This window comes from Arthrobacter sp. Rue61a (assembly GCF_000294695.2).
Taxonomy (GTDB): domain Bacteria; phylum Actinomycetota; class Actinomycetes; order Actinomycetales; family Micrococcaceae; genus Arthrobacter; species Arthrobacter aurescens_A.
The window spans coordinates 252,799-274,585 of sequence record NC_018531.1; the positions used below are offsets into that span (position 1 = coordinate 252,799).

Genomic DNA, 21,787 nt, shown 5'->3' on the forward strand with positions numbered 1-21,787 from the left:
GATGGCCAGAAACTTAGTGGCCTGGAACTTAGTGGCCTTGGAACGCTTCGGCCAGCCACCACGAGCCGCCGTCGGAGGCTATTTTCGCGTCGATGACCAGCGGACGGGTTTGGGTACCGGCTTCGTAGGCCGCGATCCAGGGTCGTACGGCGTCCAAATCCGACACGGTCCGGACGGTGACGCCTTCGGCGCCGAAACCGCGGGCGATGGCGGCGATGTCGGTATCGGGGAACACAACGCTGGAAAGCTCTGCTTCTGTGTGCTCCGAAGCGAAGTGGTGGACTTCCGCGCCGTAGGCTGCGTCGTTGTAGACGATGCACACCAGGGGTAGTTTCAGCCTCGCGGCGGTCTCCAATTCGCTGATCCCCATGAGGAATCCACCGTCGCCCGCGCCCAGCACCGGCAGCCGGTGTGGTTGGGCAAGTGCGGCGCCGATGGCTGTGTACAGTCCGAGCCCGATGGCTTGGAAGGCTTGGGTGAAGCAGAATCCGTACTCGTCCGGCACGGCAAGGTATTGGCTGGGGTAGCCCATGAAGTTGCCCGAATCGACGGCCACGATCCTTTCGGCCGGGAGCAGGGTGTCGAGTTCGCGGGTGAGGACGCGTGGGTCGATGGCTGTGGCGGTGGATAGGTCTTCGGTTTCGACGTCCCGCCACCGCGAACCCTGTTTGATGGCCAGGGCGTTGGTCTCAGTGCGGTACTTTTCTGCCGGTTCGGGCTGGACGCCGGCCAGCGCGGCCAGCACATCGGCCGCGGTCAGCGCTGAGTCTCCCAGCACTCCCAGTGAGATGGGCCGGTTAGCGCCCAGGGCAGAGTCTTCGACGTCGATCTGCACCACTGTGGTCCCGGCGGAAATCAGCCGTCCGTGCCGCATGGTCCACATGTTCAGCGCGCAACCCCACCCCACGATCAGGTCGGCACCGCTGATGAACTCGGCGGTGGCAGGCGAGGAGAATCCGCCGGAGATACCCAGGTTGTGGGAATCGCCGTTGAATAGCCCGCTCGCCACCGCGGACGTTGCCACCAGCGCGCCAGCATGCCGGGCCAGCGCCAGGATTTCGTCCCGGGCACCGCGCCCGCCGCGTCCGGCAACGAACACCGGCCGTTCAGCTTTCGCTATCAGTGCGGCCAGTTGCTCCACGGCGCCAGTGTCCGGGCGTACCTTCAACGGTTGAGGCACGACGACGGCACTCACCTCGTCCGCGGCGGCTCCGCTTTGAACGTCCAGCGGCAAGCTAAGGACCACGGTGCGGCGTTCATTCACCGCGGTCCGGAAGGCCCTGACAGTGTCCGCGACGGCTGTTGCGGGGGAATGGATGCGTTCGGCCACGGCTCCTACGCTGCGGGCCAGGGCGTCTTGGTCGATCTTGAAGTTGGACCGGATGGCCGCGGCCTGGGTGTCGGCGGTCAGCACGATCATCGGCGTCCGGCTCTTCGCTGCCTCACCGATGCCGGTGATGGCGTTGCTCAGCCCGCAGCCTTGATGCGTGGTGACCACCCCGACTTTCCCGGACATCCGGGAGTACGCGTCGGCCATGGTCGCCGCACCGCCCTCATGCCGGGTGGCCGTGAACGGGATGCCCTCGGCCATGAGAGTGCCGGTGACATCGAAGTTGCCGCTGCCCACCACCCCAAAAACGTGCCCGACGCCGAGCTTCGCCAGTGTCCTGCCCACCAACGTGGAGACCCGCACTTGCCCGCTCATGCCTTCTCCACCGCACCCTTTTCCACCAGCGCGTACACGCGGCTCGGGCTGCCCGTCCCGCCGACGATCGGCAACGGAGCAACCACCAACGTCGCACCGGTGACGGGGAGTCGGTCCACGTTCCGGAGCGACGTCACCCCGTACTTGTCCGCGCCGAGCAGGAACGAGTGGACGGGGAACATGGGGTCCAGGCCGCCGGCTTGACCGGCGTCGATGCCCACGGTTTCCACACCGAAGCCACTGATCGAGGCGTTTCCGGCGAGCCACTTGGCACCTGCCGCGGAGACCCCGGGAGTGTGGGGTCCGGCGTCGTCAGCGTTGACGAAAGCGGCAGCGTCAGCGCCTCGGGCCGCCCAACCAGTCCGGAAGATCACCCAGCAGTTCTCCGGGAACGCGCCGTGCTCTTGCTGCCACTGCTCAAAGTGTTCCGGTTCCAGCAGGAAATCCGGGTCCTCCGCCGCCTCGAGCGACTTGTCGATGACCACAACCGGGCCCACCAGTCGGTGTGGTTCGATCTGGTCCACGGATTTGCCGTCCTTGCCCGTAATCCAATGGACCGGCGCGTCCAGATGGGTTCCTGCGTGCTCTCCCACGGTGACGTCGTTCCACGCCCAGGCCGGACCGGCGTCGTCGAAATTACTCACCGGTGAAACGGACAAGCCCACGGTGTTCGCGAACGGCTGCGGCAGGTTCAGGATGGGGGTCTCGGAACTGAGCGGCGTGGTGAGGTCGATGATCTCCACGGAACCACTCGAAAGGGCTGCAGTGAGCCCGGCCAGAACAGACATTGTTCTCCTATCGCTTGTTTGGTTTCAGTGCTGATTGAATACGGGAAAATCGTGAGGGTTTCGCGGTCAATTTCTGCGCAACCAGATGTCCGGAACCGCCGGAAAGCCCCGGACCGGGATGGGTTGACGCGCCGATGTGCCAGAGACCTTCGACGGCGGTTTGGTGTCCTGCCGCTGCGGGGAAGGGCCGCCAGAGCAGGTTTTGGAAGAGTTCCGCGGAGCCGCCGTAGGGATCGCCGTTGACGGCATTGGGGTTGGCCGAGGACAAGTCCGTCGGCGCCAGAATGTCCGAAGCAAGAACAGTTGCGCGCGTGCCCGGAGCGAACTGTTCAATCCGTGCCAGGACCCGTTCCAGATAGCCGTGCTTCAGCTCGTCAGTCCAGCCGCCGGCAACGTCCAGTTGGCCGGCTGCGTCACCTACGGGCGTGAACGGGACTTCCTGGAGCTGCAACCACAACGTGGCTTTGCCCTCCGGCGCCCGCGACGGGTCGAGGACGCACTGTTGGCCCACAACCACGGTAGGTTCGTTGGGCAGCAGACCCGCTTCAGCCTGGGCGCAGGCAATCCCGGTGCTGTCAGAGCCGTTGCTGATGTGAACCAGCGGGACGGTGTTGAGCCTGGGATCGAGCCATTCCACAGGCTTGTCCAAAGCAAGGTGGATCTGCATGGCACCGCGGCCGTTCTGGTAGCGTTCGGCGGCCTTGGCCGTACCAGCGGGTGGTTGCCGGAGGAGCCGGGTGTAGAGGGCCTGGGGCGAAACGTTGGCGAGCACCGTGCCGGCTGAAACCACGCCTTGCGATGTGCGGACGCCGGTGGCGGAGCGGCCCTTACCGGAAGCATCGGGGCCCACCAGGATCTCGTCGGCCTCCGCACCCAGCATGATCCGGACGCCGTTGTCCCTGAGCAAGGACTCGAAGGCAGCCACAAACTGCGAGGCGCCGCCCTTCACAACAGGAAGCCCGAAGCCGTGCATGCTCATGGCCATGACTGGGAGCATGACGCCGCCGGTGGCTTGGTCCGGGCCGAGCCCTGCGTGCAGAAGCCAGGGCGACCACAGCTGGTCCGCTTCCCAGCCGTCAAAACGGCTGCGGACATAGTTCCGTCCGCTCATCACGGAATCCCGGACAAAGGCCTCCGTCCCGGAGAAACGCCCGCGTCGCACGGCTCCGAAGGCAATCTTCGCCACCTCCCCAAACGACCGAAGCTCCGCCCCGAAAGCCCCGAACACGGTTCCGGCGTTGCGGCCCAGATCATCGAGCATGGCCAGATACGCGGCCCCGTCGCGTGGCTCCTTGAAAGCAGCGGCTGTTTCGGCCGGGTCCCTGTGTGCGATGATCACGCGGTGGGCTCCAGTGACAGGATCCGCAGCGACGCCGGCCGTTACAGGACTGGAGGTGTTGCAGTACTCCAAGCCCCTGGCGTGGAGTTCCTTGCCCAGCGCTCCGTAAGCACCGCCGGACACAAACAAAGGGTGCCAGGAGGAGAAGGTGTCGTGGATGAAACCCGGGAGGGTACGCTCCGCGGAGTGGATGAACCCACCCAACCGATCCGAGCGCTCAATGATGCACACGCGCTTCCCTGCCAAGGCCAGCTCGGCTGCCGCGACCAGCGAATTGATGCCTGATCCTATGATCGCGACGTCAAGGGGATGGTCCATATCCGTTCCTTTCAAAAGGCGTGACTAGAAATCCGGATGGCTGGCAGTGGCGTGGTACTTTCCACCGTGGAACACCAGGGGAGCGCCGTCCTGGTGGTTGTAGCTTTCCACCTCACCCACGTAGATGACATGGTCCCCGGCATCATGTCGCGCAACGGTGCGGCACTGGAATGTTGCAACGGCACCCTCCAGCAGCGGAACACCGGCGATTCCGTCAGCTGTTTCCACGCCGGCGAACTTGTCCGTGGCGGGCGTGGCGAACTGGCGGGACAGGACGTGCTGGTCACTGGCCAGGATGTTGATGGCAAAATGCGTTGCGTCCTCGAAATCGCCCAGGCTGGGGGCACGTTTGCTGGGGCACCAGAGCACCAGCGGCGGATCCATGGACACTGACGTGAAGGAATTCGCGGTCATGCCCACTTTTCGGCCGTCCGCAGACACAGTGGTAACCACCGTGACGCCCGTGGCGAACTGACCCAACGCACCTCTGAAATCCCTCACATCGAAGGCAGCAGCATCGTCCTCTTTCCGGGCCTGCATGAAGTCAGCGGCCGCGGTGGGATCGAACCACCAGGGGTATGACGTCCGAGGATCGTCGAAGCCGCTGACGATGCTTGCCGCCAGTGCCGGATGGTCAGCGGCTTCACGGAGGAGCGTCTTCTGGTGATCACGCCGCGGCTTCAGGAGATCGTTGGTCCACTCCACCGCCCATTGCCCCCAGCCGCGCCAAAATTCGTCGAAGGTGCGCTCCATCCAGGCACGGTCAAAAGGCTGCTGGCCTCGGCGAATGATCGAATCAAGGTAGTATTTCGCGGCCAGAGTGGCGTTGTTGGAACCCTGCCCGGTGAGCGGATCGTTCAGGACAACGGCGTCACCCAGCCCGAACACCAGCTTCCCGTTGCCGAGTTCCCCGACGGCGAACCTCACCGTGGGCGTGATGCGCCCCAGGAGCGTCGCGCCACTATCAGTCAGCTCAGCGGCGGCAAAGTTCTCTGCCTCGTGCGGGAAATGGTCTCGCAGGATTTCCAGCGAACGCTCGAGCTGCTCTTCGGGGGTTCCGACGTCTGCCCAGCGGTCCATGGGGCCGCCCACCACGCCCTCGAACACCATCATGCGGCAGGGGCCCGATACGGTCAGGCCCGGGAACGTGAAGAACTCGCCGACGCCGGGGGCCATGGACATGCGGATGGCGTCGCCCGCGCCGCCGGTACCGGCGGCGGAAGCACCGTCGTCGGACGTGACGTAGTTCAGGGCCAGTACCCGCTGCGGCCGGTCGAAGGGCGACTTGGCCTTGTCCCGCGGGAAGATCTGGCCGATCTCGCCCTTGCCGGTGCTCACAATGACCAGCTCGTAGTCGTGGGCGAGTTCTTCGAGCATGCGCGGTGTGACCTTCTCAATGCGGAAGTCACCACCGGCTGCAACAAATGTTTCGATCCAGAGGGCACTTTTGATGCGCTGGTCAATGGACCGGGCGGGACCGTCCAGTGGTGCTTCCCATTCGATGGGTTCATCACTATCCACACGTAGCCGGATGGAGGTGATGCCAGGGACGGCTCCGGATTCGTAGAATTCGGTGAGCGCTGTCCCCATGTGGGCTTCGGCGTCCAGGGCGGTGGAGAACATGCACTGGCTGGACATGACCTTGCCGGTGCGGATCTGGGCAGCGGAACGGTCGGATAGGAGCGTCACCGCGTAGCCGTCACGTTGCAGGCCCAATGCCAGCTGGGCCCCGGATTCGCCGGCCCCCACGATTGCTATCTTTCGCATGGTTGAGTCCTTATTAGCAGGGTCGTGCTACGAAACTTTGGCGGCAGACAAATCCGCGAGGTAGCTCGCGGCTTTATCCGGGTACATGAACCAGTCCTGGAATTCCGGTGGGTGGTTGAAGCCGTTGGCGAAGCGATGCGCGATAGCCGGCTCGCTGTTCGCAGCCCCCAAGAGCTCGAGGACATGGGGCGGAGGCGGAGCCAGGAGGGCATTCGTCCAGTGTGCAACGTGCTGCGCGTAATCCCAATAGCGCTCAAAAGTGGCCTGCATGAAGTTTGCATCGTAGGCGCCACCGCCGTACCGGGTGATGCTGTGCAAGTACGACGCCGCGCATTTGCTCGCGTTGTTGGAACCCTGCCCCGTGATCGGATCGTTCAAAACCACGACGTCGGCCAGGCCTAGTACCTGCCTGCCGCTGGGCAGCGTGGCAATGGGGTGGCGGACGGTGGGCGCGAACCTGCCCTGGAGGACGCCGTTGGGATCGGTGAGTTCCACATCCGTGGCGCGCTCGGCTTCCCACGGCAGGAAGGTCTTAAGGATGTTTTTGGAGTTTTCCAAATGCTCCTCGGGTGAGAGTCCCTTCCACGAGTCCATGGGCCCGCCCGGAACCCCTTCGAAGACCATGATTTCGCAGGGGCCGGTGGTGGTGAGCGCCGGGAAAACGAAGTACTCGCCAACGCCGGGGATCAGGTTGAATGAGACCGCCGAGTAGTCCTCGCGCGGCGTCAAGCCCTTCACGTAGGTTAAGGCCAGGGCACGCTGCGGTGCATCGTAGGTGCTGCGTTCCGCGTCACGGGTGAACAGTTGCGCGATCTCGCCCTTGCCGGCGGCCACAATCACCAGGTCCGAGTTCTGCGTGTACTTCTCCAGCTCGGCAACGCCGGCGTCTTCGAAGACGAGCTCTCCGCCGCGTGCTGTGAACTCCTCCATGAACCGCGGGAACTTCACGCGCTGGTCGATCGACTTGGCGTGGTTATCCAGGCGTGAGGCCCAGCTGATCGCCTTCTCGCCCGGCAGTTCGGGGTGGGGGATGGTGAACGAGATGCCGTCTACGGTGGGAGCATCGGGCCAGAAGTCCAAGCCGAGTGCCCGCTCGTGTTCCAAGGCGTTGTGGAAGATGCACTGGCTGGAGGCAACCTTGCCTTCATGTATCTCTTCGGGTGTGCGGTTGGAAATGGTTGTCACTTGGTAGCCGGCGTCCAGCAGTCCGATGCCGAGCTGCAGCCCGGACTGGCCGGCACCGACGATGGTGATGTGGCGTTGCGTCATGGCGTTGCCTTTCTCTGTGGTGGAAGGTGTTGTGAAGCTTGGCGTTAGTTTGCTGCGAGCAGGGGAATGGTCTCTTCGGCGCGTTCCGGGCCCAAGGCGGAATAGCCGCCGTCGACGGCCCAATCTGCGCCGGTGACGAAACTTGCTTGGTCGCTGGCGAGGAACGCGACGACGTCACCCACCTCGTGGGGGCGGCCGACCCGCTTGAGTGCGTGGAAGGGGGCCGCCACGGAGTCTGTCTTTTGGAGGTTCCCGTTGCTGAGTGAGTCCATGATGTTGCTCCAGACCCAGCCTGGGCTGACGGAATTCACTCGGATGCCGTCTTCTGCGAAGTCCACGGCCATGCTCCGGGTGACTTGCACCAGCGCGGCTTTGCTCGCCGGGTATAACCAGCGGCCGGTTTGGGCTACTGAGCTGGAGATCGAGGTGAAGTTGATGATGGCACCGTGCCCGGAGCCCTTGAGGTGGGGGCGGGCTGCGTTGCTGGCCACCACTGCGCTGACGAGGTTGACGTTGAGTGCCTCGAGCCAGTCGGCGCGCCCGGACGCTGCGCCGTCGTCCTTGTAGGTACAGGCGAGGTTTACCAGGATGTCGAGCCCGCCGTAGAGGGCCACGGTTTCCTCCACGAGTTCGGTGACTGCGGCGTCGTCGGTGATGTCAGTGTGGGAATAGTGGATCCCTTCCCCGAGAGCTTTGGTGAGGGTGTCGCCGTCGGGGGCTATATCCGCAACCACCACCGTGGCTCCGGCGTCGCGCAATGAGGTCACCACTCCTTGCCCCACCTTGGTTGCCCCACCGGTGACGATTGCTGTCCTGCCGTCGAGTCCTGACATGGCCTAAACCTTTCCCGTACTTGTGATGTTGAAGAAATGTGACGTCCGTCATGGTCGATCCATAAGCGACTTTAGGTAGTCGTTGTTGGCTGGACTATCCACTTAGCGCGGAAGTCATCCGAATTACGCAGGGTCTTCCTCTTCTTCATGCCAACCAACCCACGCTGCGGAAGTGAGGTGGGTTTCCCTGGCCTGAAGCTCCGCCGCCCAGAGTTCGAAGTGGCGTTGATCCCACTCGTCCCTGCGGTCGCGTACCACTTTGATGTTCTTCACTGGTCCTCACCTCGCTTTGGCTGTTGGTATCGTTTTGTGAGCTGCGTCATACTTGTCCTAAAAGCGACTCTAGACAGGCGCTGCACTCCGGAATATCCACTTGGCGCGGGGATCATCCGAAAGGCGAAAAGCTCCAGAAAACCGTGTGACGTGCAATTACCCGTGAAGTAGGTGGCGGATGGTCAGGATTCTTGCCCGTGATGTTCTCCGGGGGCAGCCAACAATGGCCACAACTGACGTGGACGAGGCGCATGCCAAGATTGCGGAGTTGTTCTGCAGTCATGAGCTCGCCCCGCGGACGCGCGCGTCCTTGATGGACATGAAGCTGCGCTCATTGCATCGTGGCGATGTTGGAATCGAGTTCCTGGACTACGGAGCCGACGTTCGGATTGAACCCGAGGGCCTCCAGGATTTCCATCTGGTGCAGATCCCTTTGGCCGGTCACGCTTCCATGCAGGTAGGTGCCAGGAGTGTGGAATCCAATCCCCGCATGGCTACGGTTCCGCCTATCGACCGCCCATTTTCCATGAGCTGGGACGGCGGAAGTCCGCACCTCATTGTCTACGTGCGTCGTTCAGCGGTTGAGCGGGTGGCCGGTCAGCTTTATGGCAATGACGCTGTGGATCTGGGCTATGGCATGGACCTTTCAGGTTCCGCCGGCCGCGCGTTCTTGAGGGCTGTCGTCGAGCTTCATGACGACATGATCAGCCGGCCCCAGTTCGCAGCTCCCGCTTTTGTGCAGGGGTTGTTGGCGGACAGCATGGTGTCCCGACTGCTGATGGCGATGGAGCCGCCCGCCGGGGAAGCACGAAACGCGGAAGCGGAGGGTCGGCTGGTCCGCGAGTGCAGGGAGCTGCTGGAGCGGCACGCCTTTGAAGAACTCACGGTGCCGGACATCGCGGAGTGCTTGGGTGTTTCAGTCCGTACCCTGCAAACTGCCCTGCGGGCCGAGACCGGCGCGACGCCGTCGGAGTTGCTGCGCAGTATCCGGCTGGACCGTGCCCGGGAGATGCTTCTAGAGGCGAACCCCCGCGAGCAGAGCGTCACGGCGGTGGCTGAGCAATGCGGCTTCACACACCAAGGGCGCTTCTCTGCGCTCTACGTGAAGGCCTTCGGCGAGCTGCCCAGCGAGAGCCTGCGCCGCTAGGTAGGAGGCGGAGACTATTCTGAATCGCGCAGAATGCGGGGCAGGAATCCCAATTGATCCAATTCCCGAACCAGAAGTGGCGTTAGTTCACTCGAGGCCAGCCGAAGCCGGTAGGATCTCTTCCCCTTGGCGATCGGTTCAATGACGCCGCGGTCCAGGAGCTTTCGAATGTCTTGACTTCGTGTCGCAGCTGAACCTGTGAATGCTGAACTAAGGTCTGCGGCCTTCACGTCAACTTTGCGCGAACCCGTTCAGGGTCGATGATGGCTTTCGCCAGTGGAGAGCTAAAGGGGAATTCGGGAAAATCGAGTGGGTTCACGGGGAGAATTTTCCAGGGAGGTTTCCAACATTTAAGAGGATGGCCCGAATATTCCCCAGAAATCAGTGATTTTGCTAGACCCGGCCCCTGCAGGATTTAAATTATCCGGGTCCAACAATTAAGGCGCCTGTGCCAGCTACGCCTCCAGCACGTACGTCTTCAGGTCGTCCAGGGTCTGCTGCATGTGCGCATCCATGGCGAGCCGTGCCTCGTTGGGATTGCGGGATTCCAGGGCGGCCGCGATCTTCCTGTGGTGCCCGATTGCGTGTTCCTGGATCTCAGGAAACGCTGAAGTTTCGGCCCGACGGGCTTCGAGGACGCGGTGCAGCGGTTCGAAGAGCACGGCAACAAAGACGTTGCCGGAGGCGTGAAGAATGACGTCATGAAAGGCAAGGTCTGCTTCCACGAAAGCGGGGAGATCGTTGATTTCGTGGGCGGCCTGCATCTTTTCCACGTGATCTTTGAGGGCAGTGAGCTCGTCGTCGGAGATGCGTTCGGCGGCCAGTTCGCAGGCGCCCGTTTCCAGCATCCGGCGGAGTTCGATCAGCTGGATCGCTGCGGCTGCATCCTTGGTTCCTTCGGACGCGGCACGCAGCACGGCTTCCAGTGATGCCCACTGATTCAGCGGGTTAACAAACGTTCCACGGCCGCGTTCAACGCTGAGGATCCGCTGCGCTTCAAGGGTTTTCATGGCTTCACGCACGGTCATGCGGCTCACCTCGTGTTTGGCGCTGAGCTCCAGCTCGCCCGGGACCACTGTTCCGGGCGGAAACTCGCCCGCGATGATCCTGTCCAGCAGCTCATCAGCCACCACGCCCACCAGTGACTTGCGTGCCATGTATCCCCGTTTCTGTACTTCAGACCGCCCGGCGCCCCGCGGATTTCCCCCGGGACGGGTGGTTGTCAGACATCTTACGCTGGCGGTGGCCGGCTTGTTTCCCAAAACCCGGTTAGCGCCGCGGCGCATTTGTCGGGCTGCTCCCAGTGGACGTTGTGGCCTGCGCCGGGGATGGCTCTCAGCTGGCGCTGCTGGCTTTCGGCTACGAACACGCGCATTTGCTCAATGGGTCGCACCCGGTCGCCGGTTCCGGCGATCACCAGCAGTGGCGCGTGGACGCGCCCGGGCACTGAAGGTTCGACGCCGGTCATGGCCGCCAGGGCGCTAGCGGACAGAACCGGGAAGGGGACATCGAACCCTGTGCTAAGCCGCTCCATATCTGCTGCGGAAAGCTCCCCGTACCAGGCGTTCATGAGCTTCGTTTTAGTCGCGGAATCGAAGAATCCTTGGTCCAGTTGCGACGTCAGCACTTTTTTGAATCCTTGATTTTGGGGCACCGGCGCCATGCCTACCAAGGTTATGGTGGCCACCACGTCGGGACGGGCGGCAGCGAGTGTCAGCGACACGCTTCCACCCATGGAGTGCCCCACCACGTGCACCGGACCCCCGGCGCGGGCATCAAGGACTGCGGCTACCGAGGCCGCTGCCGAGTCCAAAGTCCATTCGAAATCCGGCGGCAAATCATCGCCAGTGTGGTAGCCGGGGAGGTCCAGAATCCAAACCGTCCGTCCGGCGTCGAGCAACTTATTCGCGAGCGGTTCCCAGTACACCGAACCGGACGCCCAGCCGTGAATCAGCACTGCCGGGGTGGGCTCACCTGCGGAAACGGCGGGCGTGCGAACGTCCACGAACGGGAGCGGAATCCCTGCGTCAGCCATGCGCCCAGCCTAGTGATTCTCGAGACCTTGCGCGCTGAAGAGCCGTGTGTCACACTAATTCAAATGTTAGATGTCTGACATCTTACATTCACCAAACCGCAACAGAGATTTCCCACGATGGAGTGCACAGTGACCCTTGAAGCCGACGTTCTGGCCGCTTTCCCGGCGGAAGTCCAGATTCCTGCTCAGTTGGTTGCCGACGCCGTTGCGGCGTCCTCGGCAACGTCTCCCCGCGTCCTGGTTGTCCTCGACGACGACCCCACGGGAACGCAGTCCGTTGCGGACCTCGCCGTGCTTACCCGTTGGGATGTCGCAGACTTCACCTGGGCCTTCACCCACATCCGCGAAAACCAGACCAAGCCGGCCGTCTACGTCCTCACCAACACCCGCAGCCTGGACCCGGCAGAAGCCGCGGCCCGGAACGAAGAAGTCGTCCGCAACGCACTGGCTGCAGCTGCCGGCAACAGTGGTGGTCCTCGGCTGCGCCTCGGTTTCGTGAGCCGCAGCGACTCCACCCTCCGCGGCCACTACCCCTTGGAGCCGGACGTCATTGCCGCTACCGTGGCTGCCGAGACCGGCGAAGCCACCGACGGCGTGGTGATCGTCCCTGCATTCCCCGACGCCGGTCGCGTCACCATCGGCGGCGTGCACTACATGCGCGGCGACGCCGGCTCGCTCACCCCCGTGGCCGAGACGGAATTCGCCAGGGATGCAAGCTTCGGCTTCATCAACTCCGAGATGGCCAAGTATGTGGAGGAAAAATCGCAGGGCCGGTTCCCAGCCGGCGACGTGATCGTCCTGGACCTCAACATCATCCGCGCCGGCGCCTCCGCGCAGGACCCCGCTATTTCCGCCAAGGCAATCGCTGATGCCCTGGAATCCGCCAGCAATTCCACGCCGATCGTGGCCGACATCGTCACCGAGAACGATTTCCGCGCTCTGGCCCTGGGCCTCGAAGAAGCCGAGCGCCGCGGTAAGAAGCTCCTCTACCGTGTGGGCCCGCCGTTCGTTCGAGGTCGCATCGGACAAGAAATCCGTACCGCGTTGACCTCAACAGAGGCCTACGCGGGCAACACTCCCTCCACAGCCGGCGGCCTGATCGTGGTCGGCTCGCACGTCGGCGTCACCACACGCCAACTCAATGACCTCACCGCAGAGCACAGCTCGGCCCACATCATCGAGATCGACGTCGAGAAGCTGCTCGACGCGGAAGCCGACGCTTACATCGCAACCGTTGTGTCCGACGTCGTCGACGCTCTCCGCAAGGGCGATGTCATCGTCCACACCAGCCGCCTGCTCATCAAGACCGACGACGCCGCAGCGAGCCTTAAGATCGCCCGCACCGTCTCCGCCGCCGTCGTGTCCGTTGTGAACCGAACGCTGAAGACCTTCCCGCCGCGGTTCGTCATCGCCAAGGGCGGCATCACGTCCTCGGACGTCGCCGCGCACGGCCTGGAAATTCGCCACGCCATTGTCCGCGGCCCCATGCTCCCGGGCATCGTCTCGCTGTGGGAACCGGTGGACGGCCCCGCGAAGGGCATCCCGTACATCGTCTTCGCCGGCAACGTGGGCGACGACCAGTCCCTGACCCAGGTCACCCGCAAGCTCAGCGCAACTTTCTAAGCGCCTCTTTCTCATAGCCAAAAATTCAATGGAGAACACCATGACCAGCAGCAACTACACCATCACCGTTCTGGGCCTCGGCGCCATGGGCCTGCCCATGGCCACCCGCCTCGCGTCCGAGCTGACCGTCCACGGCTTCGATATCGCCGAGCCCCGCCTTGAGCTCGCCGCCGCGGCGGGCATCAAGACTTTCGCCTCGGCCCGCGAAGCTTCCCAGGACGCTGACGCACTCCTTCTTGCTGTCCGCAACGGCGAGCAGCTCAACGATGTCCTTTTCGGCGAGAACGGCGTCGCGGCGGTACTGAAGCCGGGCGCCGTCGTCATCCTGGGCAGCACCGTTGGCACCGAAGCCATCCCGGCCACGGTTGCCAAGCTGGCCGAATACGGCGTTTCGCTGGTGGATGCCCCGCTGTCCGGCGGTCCGAAGCGCGCTGGTGAAGGCGACCTGCTGATTGTGGTCGGTGCCGAGCCGGAGGCGCTGGAGAAGGCCCGCCCCGCACTTGAGCTGCTGGCGTCCACCCTGAGCATCGTTGGGGACAAGCCCGGCGACGGCCAAGCGCTCAAGACCGTCAACCAGCTCCTGTGCGGTGTGCACATCGCCGCCGCGGCTGAGGCCATGGCCCTCGCCGATGCCCTCGGGCTCGATCAGGCGAAGACCCTCGCCGCCCTCGAAGCCGGTGCTGCTGGTTCCTTCATGCTGTCCAACCGTGGCCCCCGCATCCTCGAGGCCTACTCCGAAGACGGCGCAGAGGTCCTCAGCCGCTTGGACATCTTCGTGAAGGACATGGGCATCGTGGGTAAGGCAACCAGGGCCGCCGGACTCGCCGCACCCGTTGCTGCCGCCGCTGAACAGCTCTACCTTCTCGGCCAGGCCCAGGGCCTCGCCGCCGCCGACGATTCTGCCGTCATTAAGGTTGTTGCGCCCTCCAAGCGCACCGCCTAACCACTCCCAACCCTAGCCACTCCCAATAAAGAACCCGCGACGACGGCGGTCCCCCCTTCGCCGTCGTCGCACCTCCCGCCGGTCTTCTTTAGACTGGTATGTCAAAGGAGACACCCCCCAATGAATCCCCTCATCAACTCGTTGATGGTTCAGGCGGCAGATGCCCCCGCCATCAAGCCCGCAGTGGAGCTGGGAACCCCCCTCCTGCTGACCATCGCCGCAGCGGGCATCGCCCTGCTGCTGGTGCTGATCATCCGCTTCAAGATTCAGGCCTTTGTTGCCCTGTTGGCTGTCAGCATCCTGGTGGCCGTAGCCGCGCAGATTCCGCTCAAGGACATCTTCACAGTGGTGACCACAGGCGTTGGCAGCACCATGGGCAAGGTCGCGTTGCTGATTGCCCTCGGTGCCATCCTTGGGCGCATGATCGAGGTTTCCGGCGGCGTGCAGTCGCTGGCTACCCACTTCACTGAAAAGCTCGGAGCCAAGCGCGTTGCCATTGCGCTGACTGCCGTCGGTTTCCTCGTGGCGATCCCCGTGTTCTTCGAAGTGGGCGTCATCGTCCTGGTCCCGATCGTCTACGCTTTCGCCAAGATCGCCAACGTTCACCCCATCAAGTTCGGCCTGCCCATGGCCGGCATCATGCTGTCCATTCACGTGGCTGTCCCGCCGCACCCGGGCATCGTGGCCGGCGCCGGCGTCTTCGGCGCCGACATCGGACTCATCACCCTGATCTCGCTCATCATCTGTATCCCCCTTGGATTCCTGTCCTACTGGGTTGCCAGCATCATGAACCGCAAGGACTACGAGCTTCTCCCCGGCGTGAAGCAGCAGGTTGACGAATTCGGTTCCGACTCCCTGGTTCACGTGGGCCACGACGGCCCCGGCGCCCGCGCCATCGCCCCTCCGCGTCCCGGCCTGATCATGTTCCTGATCGCCGCTCCGATCGTCCAGATCCTCCTCGGCACCGTTGGAACACTGACCCTCGCCAAGGACAACTACTGGTACGGCGTGGCCGCGTTCATCGGCAACCCTTTCTTCGCACTCCTGGTTGCCGTGGCCCTCTCCTTCTTCCTGCTGGCGGTCCGCCGCAACTGGTCGCTTAAGGAAACCGGCGAAATCTTCGAAGGCGCACTGCCTCCCATTGCCTCCATCCTTATGGTGGTTGCAGCTGGTGGGGTGTTCGGTGAAGTCCTCCGCGCATCCGGCATCGGCGCAGCACTGTCCCACACTTTGGACAGCCTCGGCCTGCCGGTGATCGTGCTCGGCTTCATCATCTCCCTGGCTCTGCGCGCAGCCCAAGGCTCCGCAACCGTTGCCATCGTGACCACGACGGGCCTGCTCACCTCGGCCGTCATGGAAGGTGGCTACACGCCGGCCCAGATCGCCGTGATCGTCATTGCCATCGGCTTCGGTTCGCTAGGCCTGTCCCACGTTACGGATGCCGGCTTCTGGACCGTGATCCGTTACTACGGCCTCACGGTTTCCGACGGCCTCAAGACCTGGACTGTCCTGACGACCATCCTGGGCTTGGCCGGCTTCGCACTGACGTACGTCGCCTGGATCCTGGTGGGAGGCCTGGGCCACTAATGCGCACCAAACTCGACCACCTGGTCAACTCTGCCCTGGCCTCCGGCTCGGCCGTTCCCGCCTTCACTTGCTACGACTTCACCACAGCCCTGGCTGTTGTGGGCGCAGCGGAAGAATCCGGGCTCGGCGTGATCATGCTCGTCGCTCCGAAAACCGCGTCCACGCCCAACGGACTGCGCCTCATCGCGGCCCTGCGTGGCCTGGCCGACACCGCGAGCGTCCCGGTTTCCGTCCAGTTGGACCACGCTTCCGATCTGCGGGTCATCCGTGACTCCGTGGCCGCCGGGGCGGATGCGGTCCTGGCCGATGGCTCGTCCTTGCCTTACGAGGACAACATCGCCTTGGTCCGCGAAGTCCGTGCCGCGCTGGACGCCCAAGGTGCGTCCGACGTCGTGCTTGAAGCGGAGCTTGGCGGTCTTGCGGGCGACGAGGACAAGGCGTTTGGTGCCGAAGATTCAGAGCACGACGCCGGCACTTCAGGTGCAGGGCTCACCAACCCCGCGCAGGTGGCTGACTTCGTGGAGCGAACGGGTGTGCAGCTGCTGGCCGTCGCGGTGGGCAACGTGCACGGCAAGTACAAGGGCGAGCCGAACATCCGCTGGGACGTACTGCAGGAAGTGGCTGCAAAGACCGGCGTGCCGTTGGTATTGCACGGCGCTTCCGGAATCCCTGCGGACGAGCTTGCCAAGGCGCCGTCCATGCAGGTTGGCAAGGTGAACTTCAACACGGAGCTGCGCACGGGAATCCTGGCCACACTGGAGACTGAAACTGCCGCCCACCGGGCAGACGGCGAGAACCTCCAAGGGCTGCTGGCTCGTTGGAACGGCTCCGCTGCGACCTTTGCGGGTGCCACGCTGGAGTTGCTCAGCGCCTGACGCGCAGCGCGGTACCCAAGTGCAGCAACACAGGGAGGCTAGGATCAAATCATGATTCTGGCCTCCCTGATTTTCGCGACGATTGCCGCCCTGCTCCACGTCTACATCTTCACCATGGAGTCCATCACCTGGACCAAACCGGCCACATGGAAACGCTTCAGCCTCACCTCGCAGGCCGACGCTGAAACCACCAAACCGCTCGCCTACAACCAGGGTTTCTACAACCTGTTCCTGGCCATCGGCGCACTGATCGGCATCATCGCTGTCTGGGCCGGGGCGCCACAGGTGGGCTGGACCCTCGTCTTCAGCAGTTGTGGTTCCATGCTCCTGGCCGCCTTGGTCCTTGCTGCCAGCGGTAAGAAGTACCTCCGCGCGGCAACCCTCCAAGGCACAACGCCGTTGCTCGCCGTCGTGCTTGGAGTGCTGGCAGTGACGCTGGGCTAGTGCTCCGGAGGACCTGCCTGGGCTGCGGCTTCATCCATCCAGAGGACTTCCCAGTGGTGGCCATCCAAGTCACGGAACGCGCGGCTGTACATGAAGCCAAGATCCTGGGCGTCGTAGGTTTCTGAACCGCCGGCTTCGAGCGCCTTTGCAGCCAGGGCATCCACGTCTTCACGGCTGTCGGCGGAAAGTGCCACAATAGCGGCCGTCGAGTTCTGCGTGTCCGCGATGGGCTGCTTGGTGAACTCGCTGAACTTGGCGTGGGTCAGGAGCATTGCATAGATGGTGTCGCTGAAGACCACGCATGCGGCAGTCTCGTCGGTGAAGTTCGGGTTGATGGTGTAGCCAAGGGCCGTGTAGAAGGCCTTGGATGCCTCGAGGTCGCTGACGGGGAGGTTCACGAAAATCGACGTAGTCATGCGTCTGATCCTGCCGGTGTTTCGACGCCTCGTCCAGAGGTAATTTCACGCCTGTGTATAAGTAGCCAGCGGAACTCCTTGCCAGCAAAGGGCAGGGATGGCGCCGCCGCCTTGGACCGGCGCAGAGAGACCGCTCCTTGGACCCGGCGCAGAGAGCCCGCTTGCTAAGGAAGGCACCCACTTAGAATGGCCCACCTGCTGGCCCAGCCCCTCGCCCGGGCGGAGAATGGAGTCAGCACGCAGGGGCGTGCCATGTAGGGAGAGCCATGGAGATGGACGAGCATCAGCCCGCCAGCCCGGCAGCGGTTGTGCATAGGGATCCGGCGATCGATCTTGTCCGTTTCATCTGCCTGCTCCTGGTTGTCGCTGCGCACTGCATGATGGTCAGCCCTGTTCTGCAGAAGGACGGGACTGTGGTGACCGTGAACGTCCTCATGGAGCAAAGCTGGTTTACCCCTGTGGCGTGGGGGCTCATGATTGTGCCGCTGTTCTTCGTCCTGGGCGGTGTAACAGGGCTGCAATCGTGGCGGCGTCTGAGGGCCCACGGCGGCACCGGGTTCGACTTCGCCCAGTTGCGACTCCTCCGACTGGTCCGCCCGGCCATGGCCGTTTTGGCTGTCATGTGGGGAGGGCTGTGGGTTGCGCTGCTGCTTGGCGTCCACCCGGCGGTCATCCAGTTAATGACCGCCGGCGCCGCGATGCCCCTGTGGTTCTTGGCGGCCTACCTCACCGCCCAACTCAGCATCCCGGTGATGGCCCGGCTTCACGAGCGTGCGCCATTTCTGACGTTCACTGCGCTGGTGGCGCTGATCATCACTGTCGATTCCCTTCGCGGCGCCATTCCCGTCCTGGCCTTCGCCAACATGGTCTTCGTGTGGTGCGCCGTCCAGCAACTGGGATTCCTCATGGCGGACGGCTTCTTCGAGAAACGCAGCCGCGGCTGGCTCATCGGTGCCGTTGTTTCCAGCAACCTTCTGCTGGGCCTCGTGACCGGTGTGGCCGTGTACCCGGGGAACATGGTGGTGAACTTGAACCCGCCCAATTTCTGCCTGCTTCTCTTGGGCATTTCCCAGACGGCCACGCTCCAACTCCTGCAAGGTGGCATACGGCGGATCGCTGACGTCCGATGGATCCAGAGGGTCATGGCCGTAGCGGGACGGCGATCCATGACCGTGTACCTGTGGCACCTTCCGCTCCTGGTGGGCATGTCCGGGTTGCTGCTGCTGACAGATGTGCCCAAGCCGTTGGCAGGGACTCCGGAGTGGTGGTGGGCGCGGATCCCTGTCTTCTTCGCGGTGGTCACCCTGATGGTCCCGGTGGTGTGGATTTTTGGTCGCCTGGAGAACCGTCCGACGGCGGCAAGCCACGCACGGGGCCCCACGCGCACCGCTGTGGTGACCGCCGCCGTCGTGGTTTTGATCCCGGTGGCGGACGCTGCGTTCAACGGATTGACGCTTGCCCTGTTGGGTGGGGGAGCGGCGTGCTTTGCCCTTTCGGTCCTCTTGCTGGGCAGGGTTCCGACGCCGCTGCTGCCGCCTCCGGTGCGCGAAGGTGCGGAATCGCCGGAACGTCGACGGCCCACGTTGCCAGAGCCGGATTTACGTGCCAATCTCGAAACATGACCGAGTACAAGGATTCACTGGCAGAGTCGTTCAAAGCTGGCGTCACCACGGTGCGCAACGACAAATTCCACCGCTATGAGCTGCACGTGGACGGAGAGCTGGCCGTGATTTCACAGTTCCTGGACAAGCCCGGTCATATCGATTTCATTCACACTGAAACGAAGCCCCAGTTCAATGGCCAAGGCTTGGCGAAAGTCCTGGCGCACTTTGCGCTGGATGACGTGGTGGCCTCCGGCAAACGCATCATCCCGCATTGCCCGTACATCGCCGCTTACCTGAAGAAGCACGAGGGCTACGAACAGGACGTCGACTGGCCCGCGGAAATGCCGGTGGGTGAACCGGACAACGAGTAAAGGGCTACACGAGCACTGACGCGTTGCTTCTCTTTGGGCTGCGTCGGGGCTGGCCGGCTCTGGTTGTCTTGAAAGGCCAGTCACGCCGCGTTCCGCTGAGGGAGACGATTGCGTCGTGCTCATCCGTAATCACCCCGCGGCGGCACGTTGCGCGGACCTGCATTGCGCTGACGAGGCTCCCGCCGTGGAGGTGATCGGAGTCCGTCACCAAGTAGGTGAAGCTCCGCATCACGGATTGGCCTGGGGCCAGCAGTCTTATCCGCAGGTCCCGCTCCACAGGTTCTGAGGTGTACTGGAGCATTTCCATGCCCTCGTTGGTGAAGGAACGAGGTACGAGATTGATATCACGCACGTGGCTCGTGGAGTCATTGGTGATCCATGCGGTGAAGATGACCGTATCGCCCGGGATGGCCAATGGCCTGTCGGCTCCGTAGACGAGAGAGATGTGGCCCGCATTCTTTTTTCGCGCTAAAAGTACCGAGCGCCGTAAGGGCAATCCCCGAACGATCGCGCACGGGACCCTTGGCGTGTGGTTGTGGGTGGCACGCATCAATTTCCTAAAGGGGCGGCTGCGCCGGATACCCATGAGTCCTCATTTCGGGCCGGGGATGGACGGTTGTGCATGTCAAGTGCCGCTCGGAGCGAATTCGTGTCGCGGAAATCGGAGTTATCTACAGGGCCGGGCAACGCGATTCAAGTCATAGGGCAAGAGGTGCCACACTCTTGTTTATGGATCAACTAACCGCGGCAGCGGCCAGTGGAGAGTCTCCTGCCAGCACAATGGCTGCCCGCAGCGATTCCCAGATCATTGAGTTGGTGCGCGAAGGTGCCACCGATGCCTTCGATGTGCTCTACCAACGGCACTTCAAAGTCGCCCATTTTGTCGCCCGCGCGCAGAGCGATAATCCCAGTGACGCCGACGACGTCGTGGCCGAGTCTTTCGCTTCCATCTTCCAGCAGTTGACGGAAGGCAAGGGACCAAAGGAGTTCTTCCGCTCCTATCTCCTGACCGTGGTGCGCCGCACCGCCCACGACCGGAACCGCAAGGCCCGCCGCATGCCAACTGCTGCCGACGACGCCATTCTGGATTCCGCTGTGCTGGACAGTGACCCCGTGCTCGACGACCTTGAGTCGAGCATTATGGCCAAGGCGTTCAAGTCGTTGCCCGAACGCTGGCAGGCCGTGCTCTGGCACCTGGACATCGAAGGCCTGAAACCGGCAGCGGCGGCACCACTCGTGGGCCTCACTCCCAACGGTGTCTCGTCGTTGGCCCTCCGGGCGAGGGAAGGACTGCGTCAGGCCTATCTTCAACAGCACATCAGCCAGACGGTGGGCGACTGTAACGAGTACGCCAGCCAGTTGGGAAAGTACGCGCGAAACGCGCTGAAGCGTACGTCCGAGGAGAAAGTCCGCAGTCACCTGGATGGCTGTGCCCGGTGCACGGCTCTGCTGATGGAACTCAATGACGTCCAGGGCGGCATGAGGGCCATCCTGTTCCCCTTGCTTACGGGCATCGCCTTTACCCCGGGGGCATTTGCCGCACTCGGATCGGCGGCCACGGCCGGAGGGCTGCAGGCGGCTGCCGGAAGCACAGCAGTATCCGGCCAGGCTGGCGCGGTCGCGGCGCGCACCGCCAGCCAAATGTGGAAGTTGACGGCGGCCATTGTGGTGGGCGTACTGGCTCTGGCTGGAGTGCTGGTGTGGTTCCTTCAGCCCAGCGCAGATACTGAATCCGCTGTTGCCTCCGACGCCGCATCACCGGCAGCACCGGCCGCCCAGGAAACGTCGTCGCCGAGTGCAACGCCAAGCTCCACGCCAGAGCCCAATCCAGAGCCCGCTGCCACATCGACGCCGGAACCAACCGCCGTCGTCATTCCGCCGACCCCTCTGCCGCAGCGGAGCGCCGCGGTGGTGGATTCAGGTGCGGTATTCTCGACGCCGGCGCCCGCCTCTGTAGCGCTGGCGGCGCCCGCCGCCCAAACGGTTGATGGGACGTTCTCAGTCATCCCGGGCTCCGACAAGACGGAGCGGGACCTGCACGTAGGGTTCTCGCTGCAGGGCGAAGGAGCGCCGAGCACGGGTGAGGCCGTCTTCACGCTCCCGGACCAGGCAACCTTCGTGGCGGGTAGGACCGTGGCCCCGGCTGGTTGGACGTGCGGAAACGCCGCTTCAAATATGCGGCAGATCCGCTGCACTACCGAGTCCATGGACAGGGAAAACCTTGCCTTTACGCTGGGCGTTGCGCTCCCGCCAGCCGCGGAAACGGGAACGGTCAACTATCGGTTTGGCGGGAATGGCATCGTCTCCAAGACGTTCGCCAACTCCTTCCGGTAGTCCCTCGCACCGTCCCTGAACCTGCAGTTCCGGGTCTTGGAAAAATCGTCTCAACATTTTTCCAATTTTTCGCGTCACGATTCGCGGACTTCTCCCACTACGCCTTCGGGTCCCCG

The 21,787-nt window shown here is 63.4% G+C and carries 20 protein-coding genes; 9 read left to right on the plus strand and 11 right to left on the minus strand.

Annotated elements, in window-relative coordinates; genetic code table 11:
* Nucleotides 1-28: 28 nt before the first annotated feature.
* The 7 genes from ARUE_RS01220 to ARUE_RS24415 all read right to left on the minus strand — a co-directional run bounded on the left by ARUE_RS01220 (nt 29) and on the right by ARUE_RS24415 (nt 8,292).
* Nucleotides 29-1,705 (minus strand): thiamine pyrophosphate-binding protein, encoded by a 1,677-nt coding sequence (locus ARUE_RS01220; RefSeq protein ID WP_043469614.1) that lies wholly within the window; start codon nt 1,703-1,705, stop codon nt 29-31.
* Nucleotides 1,702-2,493, minus strand: coding sequence for a cyclase family protein (locus ARUE_RS01225; RefSeq protein WP_014920433.1), 792 nt, complete (start codon nt 2,491-2,493; stop codon nt 1,702-1,704). Before ARUE_RS01225 ends, ARUE_RS01220 begins: the two co-directional genes overlap by 4 nt.
* Nucleotides 2,494-2,500: 7 nt before the next feature.
* On the minus strand, nt 2,501-4,150 hold the full coding sequence (locus ARUE_RS01230) for a phytoene desaturase family protein (RefSeq protein ID WP_014920434.1): 1,650 nt from the start codon (nt 4,148-4,150) through the stop codon (nt 2,501-2,503).
* A gap of 24 nt (nt 4,151-4,174) precedes the next feature.
* Nucleotides 4,175-5,917: a flavin reductase gene (locus ARUE_RS01235; RefSeq protein WP_011773015.1), complete on the minus strand. Its 1,743-nt coding sequence runs from the start codon at nt 5,915-5,917 to the stop codon at nt 4,175-4,177.
* A gap of 27 nt (nt 5,918-5,944) precedes the next feature.
* A complete protein-coding gene (locus ARUE_RS01240) occupies nt 5,945-7,186 on the minus strand; it encodes a styrene monooxygenase/indole monooxygenase family protein (RefSeq protein ID WP_014920435.1) in 1,242 nt (413 codons plus the stop codon).
* A gap of 44 nt (nt 7,187-7,230) precedes the next feature.
* Nucleotides 7,231-8,019, minus strand: coding sequence for an SDR family oxidoreductase (locus tag ARUE_RS01245; RefSeq protein ID WP_014920436.1), 789 nt, complete (start codon nt 8,017-8,019; stop codon nt 7,231-7,233).
* A 123-nt stretch (nt 8,020-8,142) separates the two neighbouring features.
* Nucleotides 8,143-8,292: a hypothetical protein gene (locus tag ARUE_RS24415; protein ID WP_014920437.1), complete on the minus strand. Its 150-nt coding sequence runs from the start codon at nt 8,290-8,292 to the stop codon at nt 8,143-8,145.
* Between the two features lie 223 nt (nt 8,293-8,515).
* On the opposite strand from ARUE_RS24415, the gene ARUE_RS01250 reads away from it, so the two are divergent.
* Entirely contained in the window at nt 8,516-9,439 is a 924-nt protein-coding gene (locus ARUE_RS01250) for an AraC family transcriptional regulator (protein WP_286140079.1), read from the plus strand.
* Between the two features lie 455 nt (nt 9,440-9,894).
* Here ARUE_RS01250 and ARUE_RS01255 read toward each other — a convergent pair whose 3' ends face one another.
* Both ARUE_RS01255 and ARUE_RS01260 read right to left on the minus strand, forming a co-directional pair.
* Nucleotides 9,895-10,596, minus strand: a complete 702-nt coding sequence (locus tag ARUE_RS01255; protein ID WP_011773020.1) for a FadR/GntR family transcriptional regulator — start codon at nt 10,594-10,596, stop codon at nt 9,895-9,897.
* A gap of 74 nt (nt 10,597-10,670) precedes the next feature.
* On the minus strand, nt 10,671-11,474 hold the full coding sequence (locus ARUE_RS01260) for an alpha/beta fold hydrolase (RefSeq protein WP_014920440.1): 804 nt from the start codon (nt 11,472-11,474) through the stop codon (nt 10,671-10,673).
* Nucleotides 11,475-11,603: 129 nt separating this feature from the next.
* Here ARUE_RS01260 and ARUE_RS01265 point away from each other — a divergent pair, with 129 nt between their 5' ends.
* The 5 genes from ARUE_RS01265 (at nt 11,604) to ARUE_RS01285 (ending at nt 16,946) form a co-directional block, all read left to right on the plus strand.
* Nucleotides 11,604-13,097: a four-carbon acid sugar kinase family protein gene (locus ARUE_RS01265; protein ID WP_011773022.1), complete on the plus strand. Its 1,494-nt coding sequence runs from the start codon at nt 11,604-11,606 to the stop codon at nt 13,095-13,097.
* 40 nt (nt 13,098-13,137) lie between these two features.
* Nucleotides 13,138-14,040, plus strand: a complete 903-nt coding sequence (locus ARUE_RS01270; protein ID WP_043469618.1) for an NAD(P)-dependent oxidoreductase — start codon at nt 13,138-13,140, stop codon at nt 14,038-14,040.
* 120 nt (nt 14,041-14,160) lie between these two features.
* On the plus strand, nt 14,161-15,627 hold the full coding sequence (locus ARUE_RS01275) for a GntP family transporter (protein ID WP_014920442.1): 1,467 nt from the start codon (nt 14,161-14,163) through the stop codon (nt 15,625-15,627).
* Nucleotides 15,627-16,502 (plus strand): class II fructose-bisphosphate aldolase, encoded by an 876-nt coding sequence (locus ARUE_RS01280; protein ID WP_014920443.1) that lies wholly within the window; start codon nt 15,627-15,629, stop codon nt 16,500-16,502. Before ARUE_RS01275 ends, ARUE_RS01280 begins: the two co-directional genes overlap by 1 nt.
* 51 nt (nt 16,503-16,553) lie before the next feature.
* Nucleotides 16,554-16,946 carry a DUF1304 domain-containing protein gene (locus ARUE_RS01285; RefSeq protein WP_011773026.1) on the plus strand — a complete coding sequence of 131 codons (393 nt, stop codon included), beginning with the start codon at nt 16,554-16,556 and terminating at the stop codon, nt 16,944-16,946.
* On the opposite strand, the gene ARUE_RS01290 is transcribed toward ARUE_RS01285, so the two are convergent.
* Nucleotides 16,943-17,362 carry a VOC family protein gene (locus tag ARUE_RS01290; RefSeq protein ID WP_011773027.1) on the minus strand — a complete coding sequence of 140 codons (420 nt, stop codon included), beginning with the start codon at nt 17,360-17,362 and terminating at the stop codon, nt 16,943-16,945. The two genes, ARUE_RS01285 and ARUE_RS01290, sit on opposite strands and share 4 nt — an antisense overlap.
* A gap of 266 nt (nt 17,363-17,628) precedes the next feature.
* Here ARUE_RS01290 and ARUE_RS01295 point away from each other — a divergent pair, with 266 nt between their 5' ends.
* Nucleotides 17,629-18,984, plus strand: a complete 1,356-nt coding sequence (locus tag ARUE_RS01295; RefSeq protein WP_014920444.1) for an acyltransferase family protein — start codon at nt 17,629-17,631, stop codon at nt 18,982-18,984.
* Nucleotides 18,981-19,337 carry a GNAT family N-acetyltransferase gene (locus ARUE_RS01300; RefSeq protein WP_011773029.1) on the plus strand — a complete coding sequence of 119 codons (357 nt, stop codon included), beginning with the start codon at nt 18,981-18,983 and terminating at the stop codon, nt 19,335-19,337. Before ARUE_RS01295 ends, ARUE_RS01300 begins: the two co-directional genes overlap by 4 nt.
* Before the next feature lie 4 nt (nt 19,338-19,341).
* On the opposite strand, the gene ARUE_RS01305 is transcribed toward ARUE_RS01300, so the two are convergent.
* On the minus strand, nt 19,342-19,752 hold the full coding sequence (locus tag ARUE_RS01305) for a hypothetical protein (protein WP_286140085.1): 411 nt from the start codon (nt 19,750-19,752) through the stop codon (nt 19,342-19,344).
* 314 nt (nt 19,753-20,066) lie between these two features.
* On the opposite strand from ARUE_RS01305, the gene ARUE_RS01310 reads away from it, so the two are divergent.
* On the plus strand, nt 20,067-21,671 hold the full coding sequence (locus ARUE_RS01310) for a sigma-70 family RNA polymerase sigma factor (protein WP_014920446.1): 1,605 nt from the start codon (nt 20,067-20,069) through the stop codon (nt 21,669-21,671).
* Nucleotides 21,672-21,787 lie beyond the last annotated feature (116 nt).